This is a genomic window from Acidobacteriota bacterium, assembly GCA_016716715.1.
Lineage (GTDB): Bacteria > Acidobacteriota > Thermoanaerobaculia > UBA5066 > UBA5066 > Fen-183.
In genome coordinates this window covers 65,932-84,076 of sequence record JADJVE010000003.1, presented here as the reverse complement: position 1 = coordinate 84,076, position 18,145 = coordinate 65,932, and the positions used below count along the sequence as shown (strand labels likewise).

Annotated in this window: 14 protein-coding genes; 9 read left to right on the top strand and 5 right to left on the bottom strand. The window is 69.5% G+C overall.

Annotation, left to right across the window (positions count from 1 at the left end; all coding sequences use genetic code 11):
- Positions 1 to 15: 15 nt before the first annotated feature.
- Genes IPL89_05210 through IPL89_05200 form a run of 3 tightly spaced genes read right to left on the bottom strand, consistent with a single transcriptional unit; the run spans position 16 to position 2,541 of the window.
- Positions 16 to 1,932 (bottom strand): type IIA DNA topoisomerase subunit B, encoded by a 1,917-nt coding sequence (locus IPL89_05210; protein MBK9062578.1) that lies wholly within the window; start codon positions 1,930 to 1,932, stop codon positions 16 to 18.
- An 11-nt stretch (positions 1,933 to 1,943) separates the two neighbouring features.
- The gene (locus IPL89_05205; GenBank protein MBK9062577.1) at positions 1,944 to 2,249 is read right to left on the bottom strand and encodes a HigA family addiction module antidote protein; all 306 of its coding nucleotides are present in this window, start codon (positions 2,247 to 2,249) and stop codon (positions 1,944 to 1,946) included.
- 10 nt (positions 2,250 to 2,259) lie between these two features.
- Positions 2,260 to 2,541, bottom strand: coding sequence for a type II toxin-antitoxin system RelE/ParE family toxin (locus IPL89_05200; protein MBK9062576.1), 282 nt, complete (start codon positions 2,539 to 2,541; stop codon positions 2,260 to 2,262).
- 104 nt (positions 2,542 to 2,645) lie between these two features.
- Between IPL89_05200 and IPL89_05195 the strand changes: the two genes are divergently transcribed.
- From IPL89_05195 to IPL89_05185, 3 genes are all read left to right on the top strand, one after another.
- Positions 2,646 to 3,644: a hypothetical protein gene (locus IPL89_05195; protein ID MBK9062575.1), complete on the top strand. Its 999-nt coding sequence runs from the start codon at positions 2,646 to 2,648 to the stop codon at positions 3,642 to 3,644.
- 23 nt (positions 3,645 to 3,667) lie between these two features.
- A complete protein-coding gene (locus IPL89_05190) occupies positions 3,668 to 5,023 on the top strand; it encodes an amino acid permease (GenBank protein MBK9062574.1) in 1,356 nt (451 codons plus the stop codon).
- A gap of 109 nt (positions 5,024 to 5,132) precedes the next feature.
- Complete coding sequence (locus IPL89_05185; protein MBK9062573.1) at positions 5,133 to 8,015, top strand: carboxypeptidase regulatory-like domain-containing protein; 2,883 nt, start codon at positions 5,133 to 5,135, stop codon at positions 8,013 to 8,015.
- Here IPL89_05185 and IPL89_05180 read toward each other — a convergent pair.
- Positions 7,967 to 9,850, bottom strand: a complete 1,884-nt coding sequence (locus IPL89_05180) for a glycosyltransferase family 39 protein (protein MBK9062572.1) — start codon at positions 9,848 to 9,850, stop codon at positions 7,967 to 7,969. The genes IPL89_05185 and IPL89_05180 overlap by 49 nt on opposite strands.
- 41 nt (positions 9,851 to 9,891) lie before the next feature.
- Here IPL89_05180 and IPL89_05175 point away from each other — a divergent pair, with 41 nt between their 5' ends.
- The 6 genes from IPL89_05175 to IPL89_05150 all read left to right on the top strand — a co-directional run bounded on the left by IPL89_05175 (position 9,892) and on the right by IPL89_05150 (position 17,616).
- Positions 9,892 to 10,836, top strand: coding sequence for a hypothetical protein (locus IPL89_05175; protein ID MBK9062571.1), 945 nt, complete (start codon positions 9,892 to 9,894; stop codon positions 10,834 to 10,836).
- Positions 10,833 to 11,690, top strand: a complete 858-nt coding sequence (locus IPL89_05170; GenBank protein ID MBK9062570.1) for an N-acetylmuramic acid 6-phosphate etherase — start codon at positions 10,833 to 10,835, stop codon at positions 11,688 to 11,690. The genes IPL89_05175 and IPL89_05170 overlap by 4 nt, the downstream gene beginning before the upstream one ends.
- Entirely contained in the window at positions 11,687 to 12,625 is a 939-nt protein-coding gene (locus IPL89_05165) for an amidohydrolase family protein (GenBank protein ID MBK9062569.1), read from the top strand. The genes IPL89_05170 and IPL89_05165 overlap by 4 nt, the downstream gene beginning before the upstream one ends.
- Before the next feature lie 72 nt (positions 12,626 to 12,697).
- Entirely contained in the window at positions 12,698 to 13,003 is a 306-nt protein-coding gene (locus IPL89_05160; GenBank protein ID MBK9062568.1) for an STAS domain-containing protein, read from the top strand.
- A 6-nt stretch (positions 13,004 to 13,009) separates the two neighbouring features.
- Positions 13,010 to 15,430 (top strand): GAF domain-containing protein, encoded by a 2,421-nt coding sequence (locus tag IPL89_05155; GenBank protein MBK9062567.1) that lies wholly within the window; start codon positions 13,010 to 13,012, stop codon positions 15,428 to 15,430.
- A complete protein-coding gene (locus tag IPL89_05150; GenBank protein MBK9062566.1) occupies positions 15,427 to 17,616 on the top strand; it encodes an HlyD family efflux transporter periplasmic adaptor subunit in 2,190 nt (729 codons plus the stop codon). Before IPL89_05155 ends, IPL89_05150 begins: the two co-directional genes overlap by 4 nt.
- A 69-nt stretch (positions 17,617 to 17,685) precedes the next feature.
- On the opposite strand, the gene IPL89_05145 is transcribed toward IPL89_05150, so the two are convergent.
- Positions 17,686 to 18,075, bottom strand: a complete 390-nt coding sequence (locus tag IPL89_05145; protein MBK9062565.1) for a hypothetical protein — start codon at positions 18,073 to 18,075, stop codon at positions 17,686 to 17,688.
- Positions 18,076 to 18,145 lie beyond the last annotated feature (70 nt).

Genomic DNA, 18,145 nt, shown 5'->3' with positions numbered 1-18,145 from the left:
CCCGGCGGGCGCCTGTCAGACGTCGAGGTCGTCGGCTTCCCGCGCGCGCTCCATGATGAACTTGTAGCGCAGCGAGGCGTCTTTGCCCATGAGCTCGCCGAGCGCCTTCTCGGCCTCGAGGACGCTCGGCACGGTGACCTTGAGCGCGCGCCGCCGCTGCGGGTCGAGCGTCGTCGCCTTGAGCTGCTCGGGCATCATCTCGCCGAGGCCCTTGAAGCGCATGATCTCGGGTTTCACGTTCTTCGGGAGCTTTGCGAGGATCGCGTCGCGCTCGCGCTCGTCGAGCGCCCAGTGCGTCTCCCGCGCCGCGTCGATGCGGTAGAGCGGCGGTTGCGCGAGGTAGACGTGCCCGCGCTCGACGAGCTTCGGCAGGTGCCGCCAGAAAAACGTCAGGAGCAGCGTCGAGATGTGGTGGCCGTCCGCGTCGGCGTCCATGAGCAGGAAGATCTTTCCGTAGCGCAGCTTCTCGATGTCGAAGTCCGCGCCGACGCCGCAGCCGAGCGCCGAGACGATGTCCGACAGCTCGCGGTTGCCCGTCACCTTCGCGGCGTTCGCCTGCTCGGCGTTCAGGACCTTGCCGCGCAGCGGCAGGATCGCCTGCGTGCGCCGGTCGCGGCCCTGCTTGGCCGAGCCGCCGGCCGAGTCGCCCTCGACGATGAAGAGCTCGGACGATCCGGGATCCGTCGAGGAGCAGTCCGCGAGCTTTCCCGGCAGGTTGAGCCGGTGCGAGACGGCCGTCTTGCGCGCGACCTGTTGAGCGGCCCGGCTCGCCTCGCGCGCCCGCGCCGCGAGGACGATGCGTCCGACGATCTGCTCGGCGATCGTCGGGTTTTCGTTCAGCCACTTCTCGAGCGCGGGGCGCACGGCGCCGTCCACGGCCGCGGCCATCTCGGGGTTGTTGAGGCGGTCCTTCGTCTGGCCCTGGAACTGGGGCTCGAGAACGTAGGCCGAGAGCAGCACGACGATGCCTTCGCGGATGTCCTCGGCCGTCACGGTGACGCCCTTCGGCAGGAGCTCGTGCGTCTCGACGTAGTTGCGGACGGCCTTCGTGATGCCGGATCTGAGCCCGTTCTCGTGCGTGCCCCCGGACGGCGTCGAGACGCCGTTCACGAACGACCGGACGTGCTCGTCCGTCGCCTCGGTCCAGACGAGCGCGAGCTCGAGGCGCGGGTCTTCCGGCCGCTCGAGGAGGAACGCGCCCGCGTGCGTGGCGGCCTTGCCGCGCTGCGCCACGACGTGCGTCAGCCAGTCCGCGAGCCCGCCCTCGTGCGCGAGCTCTTCGCGCACCGGAGGCCTCTGCGTCTCGTCCGTGAAGACGACGCGGAGGCCGCGATGCAGGTACGTCTTGGCCTCGAGGCGCTCGCGGATCTCCGCCGCGTCGAACGCGAGCTTTCCGAAGATTTCGGTGTCAGGCCGGAAGCGCACCGTCGTGCCCGAACCGCGCACCTTCTCGCCGCCCGAGATCTTCGCGACCTTCGAGGTCGCCTTGCCCTTCGCGTACGTTTGCTGCCACGTGTGTCCGTCGCGCTTCACCGTGACGGTCATCTCCGACGAGAGCGCGCAGACGACCGACGAGCCGACGCCGTGCAGGCCGCCCGAGTGCAGGTAGTTCCCGTGCTCGAACTTGCCGCCCGCGTGGAGCGTCGTGAGGATCAGCTCGAGGGCGCTCTTCTTGTACTTCGGGTGGATGTCCACCGGGATGCCCCGCCCGTTGTCCGTGACCTCGATCTCCTTGCCGTCGGAAAAGAGCGTCACGTCGAGCCGGGTCGCGTAGCCGTTGATGACCTCGTCGATCGCGTTGTCGACGATCTCGTTGACGAGGTGGTGGAGGCCCCGCGTGTCGACGCCCCCGATGTACATGCCAGGGCGCTTGCGAACCGGGTCGAGGCCTTCGAGGACGGTGATGTCGCGGGCGGTGTATGTGGTGGCCATGAGGGGGAGACTCAGCCCGCCTTCTTCAGGACGGAAACTTCTCGCTTCAATCGATTCCCCAGGTGGTCTCGCTCCACCTCGAGGTCGTAGCGCACCTGCAGGTTCAGCCAGAAGCGTTCCGACGTTCCAAAGAAGCGGGCAAGCCGGAGGGCCGTATCCGCAGTGATTCCTCTCTTTCCAAGGACGATTTCGTTGATCCGGCGGGGCGGCACCCGTGTCTCCTTCGCGAGCCGGTATTGAGACAAGCCGAAGGGCTCCAGGAACTCCGCCAGCAGGACTTCTCCGGGATGAACGGCGGACAATCTGGATGAAGGCATGAGCTCTCTCCTAGTGATAGTCGACGATCTCGACGTCGAAGCAATCTCCGGTACGCCAGAGAAAGCAGATCCGCCACTGATCATTGATGCGGATGCTGTGCTGCCCGGAGCGTTTGCCCTTCAAGGACTCGAGACGGTTCCCGGGCGGAATTCTGAGGTCTTCAAGGGATTCGGCGGCGTCCAGCACGATGAGCTTTCTAAGAGCGGTTCTCTGGAGTTCCGGAGGAAGCCGCCGGGACCGGGTCCTCTGAAAGAGGCGTTCCGTCTCCCGGTCACGGAAACTCCGGATCACCGGGCGATAATAACGGAGCCCGTTAAGGTCGTCAAGACGAGGCCGCGCCGAAGGTGTGCCTTCGGGCGAGTGACCCGAGTCGCTTCCCGGTATCGTCGGATTCCTTGACGACCCTCTTCGCCCGCGCGTTCGACTTCTTCCTCCTCGTCCTCGACCGGACGGGTGCGGGAGTGAAGCTCGCAACGCTTCCGTTCTTCCCGGCCGCCATGCCATTCGCGCCCCGCGTCGCGTGGGCGCTGGCGCTCCTCGGCGCCGCGGTGCTCCTCTTCTATTCGTCGCTCGCGGCCGGGTCCGACCGGCGCGTGGCCGCGTTCCGCGTCGTGACGCTCCTCGCGGCGTGCCTGCTCCCGCTCCTCGCTGCGCGGCTCGTCCCGGCCGGGCACGCGCGCCCGTTCGGCGGCGCGGTCCTCGCGGGGACGTTCGCCGCCGGGCTCGTCCACCGCGCCCTTGCGCGATGGAGACGGGAAAGCGCGGCCTCGCGCTTTCTCGAAGCGACGCGCTGGCTCCTCGAGGTCGCCGGCATCGCGCTCCTCGCCGCGGCAGCCGTCGCTTACGCCCGCGACGGCCGCGTCCTCGGGCCCGCGGCGCTGTGGGGCTTGCTGTGCCTGCGCCTCTCCATCGCCGACCTCCTCGACCCGTCGCGCCTCGCGCAGCAGACCGGCCTCACCGCGAGCGCCGCGAAGGATCTCAAGGCCGCCCGCCGCGGAAGAACGCCCGCCGTTCGCCGCGGGACGCGGCTGCTCTCGGGCCTCGCAAAGAGCATGCTCGCCGTCCTCTGGGTCTTCCTGCCTCTTCTCGCGGCCGTCGCGCCCGGCGAGGTCGCGCGCGGCGAATGGCCAAAGCCCGCGCTCATCCTCGCGCTCTACCCCGCCGGCGCCCTCTTTCTCACCGGCATCCTGCTCCTCGTGGGCGCTGCAACGCGCCTCGCGTCGAACCCGTTCGAGGCCGCGCGCGGCGCGATCGTCGGCGCCGGGACGCTGCTCTGGCTCTGGCTCGTGTTCAACCGGACCTCCGTGGGCGAAGCCGTGCAGGTCCTTCCGGGCCTCTATGCGGCCGAGACGCTCGCGGGCTTCCTCTTCGGCGCGGCTGCGCGCGGGCGCTGATCGTTCCGACGTAACATCTCCGGATGCCCGACATTCCCGGCCGCCCCGTCCAGGCTCTGGAGCGCCGCATCGGACTCTGGAGCGCCGTCGCCGTCGTGATCGGCTCGACGATCGGCTCCGGGATCTTCCGCTCGCCCGCGGGCATCGCGGACAAGCTGCCCGGCCCGCTCCCGATGCTCGCCGTGTGGGCCGCCGGCGGTGTCTTCGCGCTCTGCGGCGCGCTCACGCTGGCGGAAGTCGCGAGCGCGCTTCCCCAGACGGGCGGCATGTACGTCTTCTGCCGCGACGGCTGGGGCCGCCTCGCCGGCTTCCTGTTCGGGTGGGGCCAGTTCTCGATGATCCGCGCGGCGTCCCTCGGCGCCATCGCGATCACGTTCTCCGAGTACTTCTTCCGCGTCACGGGCCAGAACCCGCAGGCGCCGGACAAGGTCATGGCCGTGCGCTGGCTCGCCGCGTTCGCGATCGCGCTCACGGCGTGCTTCAACATCGTGGGCGTCCGCTTCGCGGCGAACGTGAGCAACGTGACGGTGATCGCGAAGTACGGCGGCCTCGTTTTCATCGTCCTCGTCGCGCTCTTCATCGGGCTCCCGAAGACGGGCGGCTACTTCACGCCCGCCGTGCCAGCCGGGAGCTTCCACGCCGCGGCGTTCGGCCTCGCGCTCGTCTCGACGCTCTGGGCGTTCGACGGCTGGGCCGACCTGGCCTACAACGCGGGCGAGGTGAAGGACCCGCAGCGGAACCTCCCGCGCGCGCTCATCGGCGGGACTCTCCTCGTCGTCGCGATCTACCTCGCGGCGAACGTCGCGTACCTCGCGGTCCTCCCGATCGAGAAGATCCGCGTCTCGAAGCTCGTCGCGGCCGACGTCGCGCAGATCGTCCTCGGGTCGGCGGGCGCCGCGTTCGTGTCCGTCACGGTCATGGTGTCCACGTTCGGGACGCTGAACACGGTCCTCTTCACGAGCCCGCGCGTCTTTTTCGCGATGGCGGCCGACCGCCTCTTCTTCGCACCGGTCGCGTCCATTCACCCGCGCTTCGGCACGCCGTGGATTTCGATCTCGATGACGGCGGGCCTCGGGATCGTCTTCGTTCTCCTCCGCAACTTCGAGCAGCTCGCGGACGCGTTCGTCACGGCGTTCCTGCCGTTCTACGCGCTCGCCGTCGCGTCGATCTTCCGGCTCCGAAAGAAGCCCGGCTACGCGCCCACCTTCCGCGTGCCGCTCTACCCCGTGCTGCCGCTCGTCTTCCTCGCGTCCGTCCTCTACCTCCTCGGCAACGCGATCGTCCAGCCCGAGAGCCGGTGGTCGACGCTCGCCGTCCTCGGCGTCGTCGCGGCGGGCATCCCGGTGTACTACCTGACAGTGGGGCGTAAGACCGCCTGAGTCGCTGATCCAATCGTTTGGACGCCGCGAAGTTTGACGCCGATCACGCGTTAGAATCGTGGTAAGAATCCATTTGCACGCTTACCTTTATTTGGAGGAGGTTCTTGAAATGCGGTTGATCTCGCGAATCTGTCTCGTGCTCCTCGTCACCGTCCTTGCGACGGCGGCGTGGGCCGGTGAGACCGGCTCCGTCTCTGGTTTCGTCAAGGACGGCAGCGGCCTTGCGGTCCCCGGCGCCACGGTGAAAATCACCGGCGCGCAGGCGCCCTACACGACCGTCTCGAATGCGAACGGCGCGTTCAAGTTCGGGGTCCTGCTGCCGGGCGACTACGTCGTTTCGGCCGACCTCAAGGGCCTCGGATCGGCGAAACAGTCGGTCAAGGTCTTCGTCGACAACGACGCGCAGGTCACGCTCACGCTCGTATCGGCCGCGAAGGCTGAGGTCGTCGTGACCGGCTCGATCGCCGAGATCGACAAGAAGTCGTCCGAGAGTCAACTTCAACTACACCGACAACACCCTCAAGGACCTCCCGCTCTCGCGGACCTACCAGGGCGTCATCAAGATCATCCCCGGCGCCGCCACCGACACGAGCGGAATCGGCTACGTCTCCATGTCCGGCGGCACGCGCCAGGACAACAAGTACCTCCTCGACGGCGTCAACGTGACGAACCCGGGCTACGGCGCCCTCGGCGTCGACACGAACCAGCTCGACATCGCGGACTTCAACGTCAAGAAGGCCGGCATCACGGCCGAGTTCGGCCGGACGTCGGGCGCGATGATCAACGTCGTCACGAAGTCGGGAACGAACCAGATCGCGGGCTCCGTCCAGGTGAACTACTCGCCGTCCGATTTCCAGGCGAGCCGGCAGTTCGACACCCAGTCCGACACGGACCTCATCAACGCCCAGGCGAACGTCGGGTTCCCGATCATCAAGGACACGCTGTTCGGCTACGTCTCCGGCGCCTACTACGACGCCAAGACCACCGGCCAGTCGGCCACGCTCGGCGGCGTCACGACGACGCAGCCCGACTCGAAGTCGCACAACGGCGACTACTTCGGGAAGCTGACCTACTTCGGCGGCCAGTCCCTTCTCGTCAACGCAGGCTTCCGCGCTCTCCCGGCGAAGTCCACCGACCAGTTCAACTCGATCTACGACCTGGCGACCGCCGCTCAGGGCGCCGACACGACGAACTACATCGGCAACCTCTCGGTCGACTGGTTCCTGTCGAAGAACACGATCGTCGAGGCGAAGGGCGTCTACCTCGAGGAGAACGACACCTCGGCGGCGCAGACGGTGCTCGCGCCGTTCCAGCCCGCCGTCATCAACCCCAAGAACCTCGGCGCGTACGGCGCGTACGGCGACCCGGCCCGCAACGGCGGCAACGTGGGCGTGCCCGAGTTCGCCGAGACCGGGGAGAAGTACAAGCGCACCGAACTCAAGGCCGCGCTCACGCAGTACTTCGACGCGGGCTCGAGCCAGCACGCGTTCAAGCTCGGCGGCGGTTACGAAGCGGCCGAGAACGACACCGTGCGCGCGACGAACGGATGGGGCATCTGGGCCACCGGCCAGACGTGCCCGGCGTCGGTGTGCGGCACGTCCGTGTCCGGCACGGTTCGCGCCCGGTACTACACGTCCCAGCCCGTCCAGTACTCGCGGGCGCGGACGTACTCGGCGTTCCTCCAGGACACGATCTCGATGAAGAACCTCACGATCTACCTCGGCGTTCTCGTCAACAAGGACGACTTCGCCCAGCTCTGCAAGGCCGGCAACGTGTGCGGACCGACCGGGACGCCCGCGCTCACGGAAGACACGCGGTTCAACTTCATGACGTTCGACTGGAGCCAGCAGATCCAGCCGCGCCTCGGCATCACCTGGAACCCGAACCTGCTTTCCAGCGACAAGTTCTACGCCACGTACGGCCAGTACGCGGGCCTCGATCTGAAGTCCACGGCTCGCTCGTTCGCTCCCTACCGCATCCGTCAGGACCAGGCCTACTTCAACGGGACGACGGGCGTCTTCCTCGGTTCGCAGTACCGCGGCTCGTCCGGCGGCAAGGTCATCCCGCCCGACCTCAAGCCCCCGTACAGCGAAGAGTTCTCGGTCGGCTACTCCGCGGCCGCGACGAAGGACCTCACCTTCGACGTCTACTACCAGTACCGCAACCTGAGGAACGCCTTCGAAGACGTGCCGATCGACGTGAACAACTACTTCGGCTCCTTCCAGGCGAAGAACTTCTTCAACGCGCGCCGTACGTACGACGCCCTCACCCTCGACATCCAGAAGCGGTACGCGAACTGCTGGTACGCGGACATGAACATCACGTTCAGCAGGCTCTACGGCAACTGGGACGAGGACTACACGACCGGCGTCTTCAACACGTCTTCGTTCATGGAGGACGAGCCGGGCTGGAACAGCGCCGACCCGAACCGGTACGGCCATCTCGGACAGGACCGCCCGATCATCTTCAAGCTGATGGGCTCGTACGACCTGCCGCTCGGCTTCGTCGTCGGCGGCTTCCTCCGCGTCCAGAGCGGAACCCCGTGGGAGGCCCGTGGAGGCACCCCGTCGACGACGTCCGGCCGCTACCTCGAGCAGGCCGGCACGAACCGCCTCCCGACGTGGACGACCGTCGACCTGCTCCTCGCCTACAACCTGAAGTTCGGGGGCAACATGGCCGCCCGCATCGAGGCGCGCGTCGCGAACGTCTTCGACACGCAGACGGTCATCAGCGTCAACTCGATCAAGTACAACGACGGGTACGTGGACGGCAACCCAGCCGGGAACCTCGGCTGGCAGCAGACCAACCAGCCGAACGCGAACTTCGGCAACGCGACCAGCTGGGCGTCGCCCCGCCGGTTCACGGTCACCGCGCGCCTCGACTTCTAGAACGCGCCTCTCAACCCGGTTTTCCCAGACGGCCCGGCGGAAACGCCGGGCCGTTTCATTTCATCCGGTCGAGCGCGGCGAGGAGAGCGCGGGCCTTCTCGTAGCCGGGGTCGAGGGCGAGCGCCTCCCGCACGAGAGAGCGGGCGCGGTCCATCTCCCCCGCCTGGGCGAGGACCACCGCGAGGTTCACCCGGGCGGCCGCGCTCGCCGCGTCCAGCCGGACGACCTCTTCGAGATCGGGGCGGGCGCCCGGCCCGTCTCCGGCCAGCGCGCGCGCGAGGCCGCGCTTCTCCAGCAGGGACGCTAGAATCCTGGCGGAGCCCGGGCCCGGGGCGATCTCGTGCGACTTCGAGACTGCCGCGATGGCCTCCTCTCTCTTCCCCGCGTCCTCGAACGACCGGCCCACACGAAGCCAGAAGCGCCCCGGTTCGGGGTGACTCGCCACGGCCGCCTCCGCGTGCCGCATGGCGCCCGCGTCGCCCCGTTCGATCTCCCAGAGGACGAGGTACATCTCCTCGTCCTGGGCGCCGTCCCAGAGGCCGGTCGGCCAGAGAGAGACGGCCGCAAGGGACGCGGCCACGGCTCCGGCGACCGCGAGGCGCGCGCCCTTCGCGTGCCACGCCGCGCCGAGCCGCGTCACGGCGGCGCCCGCGAGCGGGGCGATTGCAACGAGCAGAGGGAGACGGTACCGCGTCGCGACGAAGAACGCCGCGACGGCGAAGACGTACGCCGGAATGAACGCCGCCCACACGAGCAGAGCCGCTCGCCGCTCGCTCGCGGCGCCCGCGGCGCCGAGGAGGCCGAAGACGAGCCCCGCGCCCGCGAGCGGCACGAGGAGGCCGGGCCCGACGCACAGCAGCTTCAGCGCGAGGCTCTTCTCGCGGTACCACGGGAAGCTGAAGTTGAGCGGGGCTTCGTCGCCGGAGAGAAGAAGACGAATCTTTCTTAGAAAGAGAGAAGAAGCGGCCCCGGGGTTCTCCCGGATCCAGGTCCACGCCATCTTCGCGAAGTGCGCCGAGACCTCGCGCGTCGAGAGCGCCCGGCCCTCCTCTGCCTCCGCCACGCGCCTCGTGTCGGCCGCCTGCCCGCCGATGTCGGGCGTGATCCCGGGGATCTCGCGATAGACGCCCGTGGCTCCCGGCCCGTTCCCGACGAGGAAGTTCAGCCCGCCGTGCGACGAGATGAGGACGAATTCGTGCGAGACGAGAAGATTTCTGAGAGTGAAAGGCGCGATCGTCACGGCTGCGCCAGCGACGAATGCCGCAGCGATCCACACCCTTCGAAGAAGATTCTCTTTGAAGGTGAAGAGGAGAAGAGCCATGGCGATCGCAGCGACGCATACCAGGGCGTTCGGCCGGTTGAGCGCGAGGAGCCCGCCCGCTGCACCCGCAGCCGCGAACGCGAACGCTCCCCACCTTGCGGAGGCGCCTCCCCGCGCCTCTCCCCTCTTCACCTTCAAAGAAATCTTCTCTTCCTCTCCCTCTTCCGTGAGCGCACGAGCCAGCAGGTACAGGAACAGGGCCGTGAGGAACGGGTCGATCGCCGCCTGCAGGATCAGCACCTCGTGGAACGTCACGACGCCCGTGAGGGCGTAGAGGACCCCGGCGGCGAGCGCGGCGTTCTCGCCGAAGAGCCGGCGCGCCGTGAGGAAAACGAGGGCGACGGCCGCGGTGCCGAGGAGGATCTGGGCGACGCGGGCGAGCGGGAACGACGGCCCCGTCGCCGAGAGGACATACGCGTAAAGCGGGCTCACGAAGTAGGGCACGGCGCCCTCGCCGCGTAGGAGGACGTCGCCGCCCGCGATCCGCTTTGCGAGGCGCGCGTACACGCCGCTGTCGATGTCGCCGAGTGGCTGGAGGAGAGGGTGGCTCCCGATCTGCGCGAGCACGGCCGCCTTCGCGGCGAGCGTTGCGGCAAGCAGGAGAAACAGGCGCTTCATCAGGGAGGAGGTTACCTCCCCCGCCTTGCTAAGCTGGCGGCATGCCCGCGTTCTGGATCGGCGTCGACGGGGGCGGCACGCGTACCCGCGCGGTGGTGGCGGGCGAGGATCTCGTCCCGATGGGGCGAGGCGGATCGGGCCCCGCGAACGCGGCGACGCGGCCGCTTCCCCTCGTCGTCGAGACGATCCTCGAGGCCGCCGGCGACGCCGCGGTCTCGGCCGTCGTGTCGGTGGGACGCGCCGAGCGGGTCGGCGTCGGCCTCGCGGGCGTGGAGTCGGCGGGGCTCGTGAAACCGCTCACGTCCGCCCTCGAGGAGCACTTCGGGGCGGGCCGCGTCTTCGTGACGACGGACGCGCGCATCGCGCTCGCGGGCGCCGCCCCGGGCGACCCCGACGGGCCGGGCGTCGTCCTGATCGCGGGGACGGGCGCGATCGCTTTCGGCCGCGGCAAGGACGGCGCCGAGGCGCGCGCCGGCGGATGGGGGCCCCTCCTCGGCGACGAGGGCTCCGGCTACGCGATCGCGCGGCAGGGCCTCGCGGCGGTCGTCCGGGAGTTGGACGGCCGCGGCCCGAAGACGGAAATCCGAAGGCTGCTCTTCGAGTCCGAGCGCGGCATTCACACCCTCGAGGAGCTCCTCTCGAAGATCTACCGCTCCGAGGGCGGCGCCGGTGACGTCGCCGGGTACTTCCCGCTCGTCCTCTCGGCAGCGAAGGGAGGGGACGGCGAGGCGCGCCGCATCCTCGGCGAGGCCGGCAGGGAGCTCGCCCTCGCGGCGATCACCGTGATCCGAAAGCTCCACCTCGAGGCCGAGTCGTTCCCGGTGGCCACCGTCGGCGGCGTCTTCGCGGCGGGCGAGATTCTCGCCGGGCCGCTCGCGGCGGAGCTTCACGCCGTCGCGCCTGGCGCGCGCGTGGGCCCTCCGGCGTACCCGCCCGAGGTCGGCGCCATCCGCCTCGCCCGCGCCCGGGCGGGCGCCCGCGCATGAGCGAGACCGGCGCCCTCCTCGCCCGGATGCACGCGGCCGACGCGGGCGTGCAGGCGGCCGTCGGCGCGGCGCTCCCGGACCTCGCCCGTGCCGCCGACGCGATCGCGGCGCGGCTCGACGCGGGCGGCCGCTGGTTCTATACCGGCGCCGGCACCAGCGGAAGGCTCGGGGCCCTCGACGCCGCCGAGCTTCCGCCCACGTTCGGGACGGACCCCGCGCTCGTCGTCGCGCTGCTCGCCGGCGGAAGACGCGCGATGTTCGAGGCCGTCGAGGGCGCCGAGGACGACGCGGAGGCGGGCGCGCGCGACCTCATCGCCGCCGGGCTCGGCGCAGGGGACGCCGTCGTCGGGATCGCGGCGAGCGGAGGGACACCCTACGTGCGCGGTGCGCTGAAAGAGGCGAAGGCGCGTGGCGCGCTGACCATCTCCGTGGTCTGCCGGCCCGGAACGCCGCTCCTCGCAGAGGCGGAGATCGGCATCCTCCTCGACACGGGGAGAGAGGTCCTCGCCGAGTCGAGCCGTTTGAAGGCGGGAACGGCGCAGAAGATCGCGCTGAACATGCTCTCGACGGCCGTCATGGCGAAACGCGGCCTCGTGTACGAGGGCGAGATGGTTGCGATGCAGCCGACGAACGAGAAACTGAGAAAGAGGGCGATCCGGATCGTGGCGCAACTGGCCGCAACGTCCGAAGAGAACGCCGAGGGATTTCTTAGAAGGGTTAATTGGCATCTGCCTTCCGCACTCATTGTGGCGAAATGGGGCCTTTCGGCCGAGGCGGCCGCTGATTACCTTTCTAAGAAGAATTTGAACGTGGCCCTCGCGTTGAGCGAGCCTCCCGAGGAAGGCCGCGGATGAACTCGGGACCAAAGAGTTCTTCTTCGGCGCCCGTCTTCGTCGACCTCCACATCCACGGAGCGTTCGGCGTGGACGTGCTTACCGCGTCCGCCGCCGAAATGGATCGTCTCGCTGCGGGGCTCTGGGCCCGCGGCGTCTCCGGCTTCCTGCCGACGCTCGTCCCGCTGCCGCTGCCCGAGATGGCGGCCGCCGTCGCACGGCTGTCCGCCTGGATGAAGACGCGGTCTCTGGACGACGGGCGCGGGGCCCTTCCTCTGGGCCTCCACTTCGAGGGGCCGTTCGTCTCCGCCGCGCGCTGCGGCGCCCTTCACCGGAAAGACTTCCTCGACGGGACCGACGATCTCGCGCTCGGCGCCTTCTTCGAGATCGCGTCCTCGGCCCCGGGGCGCGGGATGACGACCCTCGCACCCGAGATCCCCGGCGGGATCGCGGTCGTGAAAGAGTTCGTCCGCCGCGGCTTCGTCGTCTCGATCGGCCACACGGAGGCCGACGTGGCGACGCTCGAGGCCGCGCGCGCCGCCGGCGCGCGCCACATGACGCACTTCGGCAACGCGATGAAGCCCCTCCACCACCGCGAGGCGGGCCCGATCGGCTGGGGCCTCGTCGCGGACGGCGTGAGCGTGGACGTCATCGCCGACGGCCACCACCTCTCCGCGGAGATGCTGAAGCTCGTCTTCCGCGCCAAGGGCGACGGGCGCGTCGCCCTGATCAGCGACGCGATGCCGGCCGCGGGCCTCGCGGACGGGAGCTACTCCGTCTGGGGCGAGACGCTGGCCGTGGTGGACGGCGCGGCGCGTAACGCCGCGGGCGCGCTCGCGGGCTCGACGGCGCTCCTCGACGACTGCGTGCGGCACCTCGCGGCGACGGGGCTTCCGGAAGAGGTCGCGGTCCGCGCGGCGTCGGACGTCCCGCGCCGCATCCTCGCGTCCGGCTAGCTTTAGCCCGGCGTTTCTGAGATCCTTTCTCCACAAACCCCCATGGATCTCGACATTCGCGACGATGGACGCGTGACGATTCTCACGTTGAAGGGCGACCTCGGCATCGGCGATTCCGAGACGCTCTTCAAGAGGACCGTGTCGCGCCTGCTCGAGGAAGGGAAAGTCCATCTCCTCATCGACTGCACGGGCCTGCGCTTCGTCGACTCGACGGGACTCGGCGCCCTCGTCCGGGCCCTGACGACGTCGCAGCACGAGGGCGGGCAGACGAAGCTGCTCGGGGTCGGGCCGCACATGCGCAAGCTCCTCGAAATGACGAAGCTGGATTCCGTCTTCGAAACGTTCACGGATCCCGAGAAAGCGGTCTCCAGCTTCTAGCGTTTCATGTCAAGCGGATGGGAGAGTCCAGGTCCGGGCGGAGCCGCCGACGCTTCGGCGCTGGCGGAGCTGGCGGTCTGCGAAGGATTCACCCAGATTGCCGCGTACGCGGCGCGGCGCGCGGCTGCCGCCGCGGGGGCCGACGCGGCGCTGCTCTTTTCTCCCGACGCCGCGCAGGCGGGATTCGTCTGCGCGGGAGCCTGGGGAGAGGGAACGCCGAAGGCCCTGCGGCGCGCGGCCCCCCGGGACCGGGGGCTCCTGCACGAGCTCCTGCGCGACCGTTCGGCCGTGCTTCTCGGAAAGGAACGATTCGCCCGCTCCGACGACGCTCTCCTGATGACGGCGCCGTCGGGGGCCGAGGCCTGCCTCCTTCTCCCCGTCGTGCAGGACCGCGCCGTGGCCGCCGTCGTCGCCCTCTTCTTCCGCCGGGCTCCAGACCCGGCGCCCGTGCTCGCGAAGACGCTCCCGTTCCTCGAAGCCGTCGTCCCGGCGCTCGCGAAGGCCCGCGCCGCCGAGCGCAAGGCGTCGGGGATGCTGCAGGCCATCGAGCGCCTCACGAGCCTCTTCGACCTGTCCAAGGCGTTCGGTTCGACGATCGACCTCGCCGAGCTGGACCGCCTGATCGTCCAGAAGGCGGCGGACTTCTGCGCCTGCGAGGCGGCTTCCCTCTGGTTCCTCGAGGGCGACGGCGGCGAGGTCGTCCTCGCCGCGACCGCCGTCAACCCGAACTACGACATCGCCGCCCCGCCGGCGTCGGTGGGCGCCTCCGTCGTCGCGGACGTCCTCGTGAACGCCGAAGTCCTGCGCCGGAATTCCCTTCCGGAGGACGACCCCGTTCGTACCGCGGATTCCGCGTATCCCGTCAGCTCCCTCCTTGCCGTGCCCCTCGTCGAGGACGACGCGCCCGTCGGCGTCCTCGTCCTCGCGAACAAGCGCGGCCGAAACCCGGAATTCAGCGACGGCGACGAGGAGCTGCTCGTCGACCTCGCCCGTCAGGCCGTCCGCGCGCTCCACAACGCCCGCCAGTACGAGGCCGAGAAGAAGGTCGAGGAGCTCGACGCCCTCCTGACCGTGAGCCGCGAGATCACGTCCACGCTGGACCTCGACAAGGTCATGCACGCGATCGTGAACTCCACCGCGGCGCTCATCCGCTACGACCGGTGCGCGATCGGCATCCAGGACCGGGGCCGCCTGCGGCTCGGCGCGGTCTCGGGGATCCTCGAGCTGGACCGCGGCCGGCCCGATCTGAAACGGACCACCGAGATCCTCGAGTGGGTCTACGGCGGCGGCGCCGACGTCTCGGTCGTCGAGAGCGAGGACGGGACGCTCGAGACCCCCCGGCCCGAGACGACCGAGAAGTTCCGCGCGTTCTTCGCGGAGAGCGGGCTGAAGTCGTTCTATGGAATCCTCCTCAAGGACGAGGAGGGGCCGCTCGGCGTCCTCGGGTTCGAGAGCTCCGAGAGGCTCGAGTTCGACGCGGAGACGCGCAGCCTCCTCCAGATCCTCATCAATCAGGCCACCGTGGCCGTGCGCAACGCCCAGCTCTACCGGCAGGTGCCCCTCGTCGGCTTCCTGCAGCCCTTCCTCGAAAGAAAGAAGAGGCTTCTCGGCGTCTCGCGCTCCCGCCGTGTCACGTGGGGCCTCGGAGCGATCGGTCTTCTGGTCGTGCTCTTTCTCGTGCCGTGGCGGTTCCGCCTCTCGGGGAACGCGCGCGTGCTTCCCGCGCGGCGCGCCTCGGTCACGGCGGGCGTGGACGGCACCGTGGCCCGGGTCCTGAAGCTCGAGGGCGACTCCGTGAAGGCGGGCGAGGTCGTCGCCGTGCTCGAGAACGAGTCGTACGCCGCCGCCGCCGCCGCCGCGCGCGCCGCGTACGACATCGCGGAGGCGGACGTGTCGCGCTTCCGCGCGGCCGGCGACGCGGCGGCCGCGTTCGAGGCCGAGTCGCACCGCAAGGAGCTCGCGGCCCGCATCGCCATGGAGGACGAGCGCTTCGCACGGACGCGCCTCGTGGCGCCCGTTGCGGGCGTCATCGTGACGCCACGGGTCCAGGAGCGCGTCGGCCAGAGCCTCGCGCGCGGCGCGGAACTCTGCGTCGTGGCCGACACGACGACGATGGTCGCCGAGGTCGCGATCACCGAGGAGGACGCCGCGCGGCTCCACCCCGGCCAGCCGGCAGAGGTCAAGCTCAACACGTATCCCGGCCGCACGTTCGCCGGCGCCGTGACGCGCGTGGGCGCGCTCGTGCGCGAGGAAGGCAAGGAGCGGTTCGTCGTGGCCGAGGTTGCGGTCGAGAACCCCGACGGTCTCCTCAAGACGGGCATGCAGGGCCGGGGCAAGGTCCGCGTCGGGCGGAGCACCATCGCGACGCTCGTCCTGAGGCGCCCCGCCCGCTGGTTCTACGGCAAGCTCTGGCCGGTCCTGCCGTGAGCGCCACGCCCGCTTCGCGGCCCGCGCTGGCCGCAGAGAGGGGCGCCGCGCTCCTCGCCGAGAGGCTCGGCACGCGCGGGGACCGGCCCGCGCTCAAGAAGAACCTCATCGCAAGGCCCCAGGTCCAGATGGGCGAGACCCGGATCATGGTCAAGGATCCGGACCGGTCGAAGTACTACGTCTTCGCCGACAACGAATGGCGGCTCATCGAGCTGTTCGACGGCACGCGCACGCGGCCCGAAATCGCCGGGGACTACAACGCTCTTTACCCGTTCGACCCGATCGACGTCGCGCTCGTCCTCGAGTACGAGGAAATGCTGCGCAAGATCGAGCTCGTCGAGCAGTCCGTGGCCGAGAGAAACCTCCAGCTCCTCGCTCACTCCAAGGAGGCGCGGCAGCGGGCGGCCGAGGAGAAGGCCGAGGGCTTCAACCCGTTCTTCCTGCTCTTCCACGTACTGGACCCCGAGGAATTCCTCAAGCGGACCGTGAAATACGTCCGGTGGATCTGGACGCCGCCCGTCGTGGTCGCCTGGTCGATCGCCGTCCTCTGGACGATCGGCATCTTCGTCCTTCACTGGGAGCCCATCTTCGCGGGGACGTACGAGCTCTACGCGTTCCTGCACAAACCGTTCCTCGACGCGGTCCACTTCTTCTTCATCCTCTCGTTCCTCGGCTTTTTCCACGAGTACGGGCACGCCTACGCCGTGAAGATCTACGGCGGCGAGGTCCACGACATCGGGATCGCGCTCCTGTACTTCACGCCCGCGTTCTACTGCGACACGACGGACGCCCTCCTGTTCCCGAACAAGTGGCACCGGCTCTGGGTCAATACCGCCGGGATCTACGTCGAGGGCTTCGTGTGCGCGGGGGCGACGGCTCTCTGGGTCGTGTCCTACCCCGACACGCTCCTGCACGAGATTGCGTACAAGACGATGCTCTTCACGGGCATCTCGACGATCTTCTTCAACGTGAACCCGCTCGTGAAGATCGACGGCTATCACGCGCTCACGAGCGTGCTCGAGATGCCCGACCTGCGCGAAGAGTCCTTCCGTTACATCGGCCTCGCCTTCCAGAAGCACGTCCTCAGGCTCGACGTCCAGCTCCCCGTCACGACGAAGCGGAGGCGCCGCATCTACTGGATCTACGGCCCGCTCGCCCTTGCGTACGTGGGCACGGTCATGTCCCTGATCGCGGGCATTCTGAACAACCTGTACCGCAAGGTCCTGCCCGACTTCGCGGTCGTGCTCCTCGTCGCCACCCTCGCGTTCATCTTCAAGAAGCGCGTCCGGCTCGTCTTCAAGACGGCGCGCCTCGTCTACCTCGACAAGAAGGAGTTCCTGATGTCCCGCGCCGCCCGGCCCCGGCTCGCCGCCCTCGCGGCCGCTCTCGCTCTCCTTCTCCTCGTGCCCTTCAGCCGGGAGACCCTCACGTCCGACGGCGTCCTCGCTCCCGCGGCACGGCTGCGCGTCGAGGCGCCCGAGGACGGGCGGGTCGAGGCGGTGCTCGCGAAGGAGAGCGACGCGGTACGCGAGGGCGACGTCCTCGTCCGGATGTCGAGCCGGGCCGCGGACGCGACGGCGGCCGAGTCCGCCGGGGACCACGAGCGTTCCGCGGGCGCGGCGCGCGCCGCGCGGGCCGAAGGCGAGGCCGGAGACGTCTTCCGGGACGAGCGCAAGGCGGTCTCGGCGGCGGTCGCGATGGACGGCGCGCGCGTCCGGCTCCAGAGGCTCTCCCTCCGCAGCCCGCTGTCCGGGCGCGTCCTCACGCCCCGCGTCGAGGACCTCGAGCACCGCTTCGTGTCGAAAGGGACGATGCTTCTCGAGGTCGGCGACTGCCGCGAGCTGGTGGCGGCTCTCCCGGTCTCCGAGCGGCTCCACGACGACCTCCGGGTCGGAGCCGACGTGACCGCCTACGTCCGGCAGCGGCCGCTCGAGGCGATCCACGGCACGGTGCGGCGCATCGCGCCGGCGACCGCCGGCCAGCCCGGAACGACGATCCCGGGCGTGGAGCCGCCGCTGCCCGCCGAAATGCCGGACCGCTTCGTGGCGCTCGCGTTCTTCCCGAACCCCGGAGAGACGCTGCGGCCGGGCTCTCCCGTGCGCGCCAAGATCGCCGGTCCACGCCGCTCCTGGGCCGCGCGCGGGCTTCGGGTCGTCGGCCGTTGGATGAGGACCGTCTTCTGGTAGCGGTCTGAGAATGAAACGAGGGGCGTCCCCTCGCGGGAGCGCCCCTCGCAGATCCGAAGGCGTGTCGTTCTACTGGTCGTTGTCCGAGGAGCGGGTCGCGCGGGCGTTCTCGACCGCGCGAGCCGACCGGGCGCTCTCGACGTTGCGGGCCGAGCGGGCGTTCTCGACCGCGCGGGCCGACCGGGCGTTCTCGACGTTGCGGGCCGAGCGGGCGTTCTCGACCGCGCGGGCCGAGCGGGCGTTCTCGACCGCGCGAGCCGAGCGGGCGTTCTCGACCGCGCGAGCCGAGCGGGCGTTCTCGACCGCGCGGGCCGAGCGGGCCGCGATGGCGCTCGGCGAGGACACGGCCGGGTTGCTGCCCAGGCTGCCCACGCGGATCTCGTTCATGACCTTGCCGGTCGCGGACTTGATCTTCGCCTTCTGTTCCGCCGTCAGCTTGATTCGTACTTCGTTTGCCATGATTTCCTCCCTTTCCGAATTTCCCGATTGGGTCGCTCCTGCCATCGCAAGAGCGCTGCCAGGCTCCTGC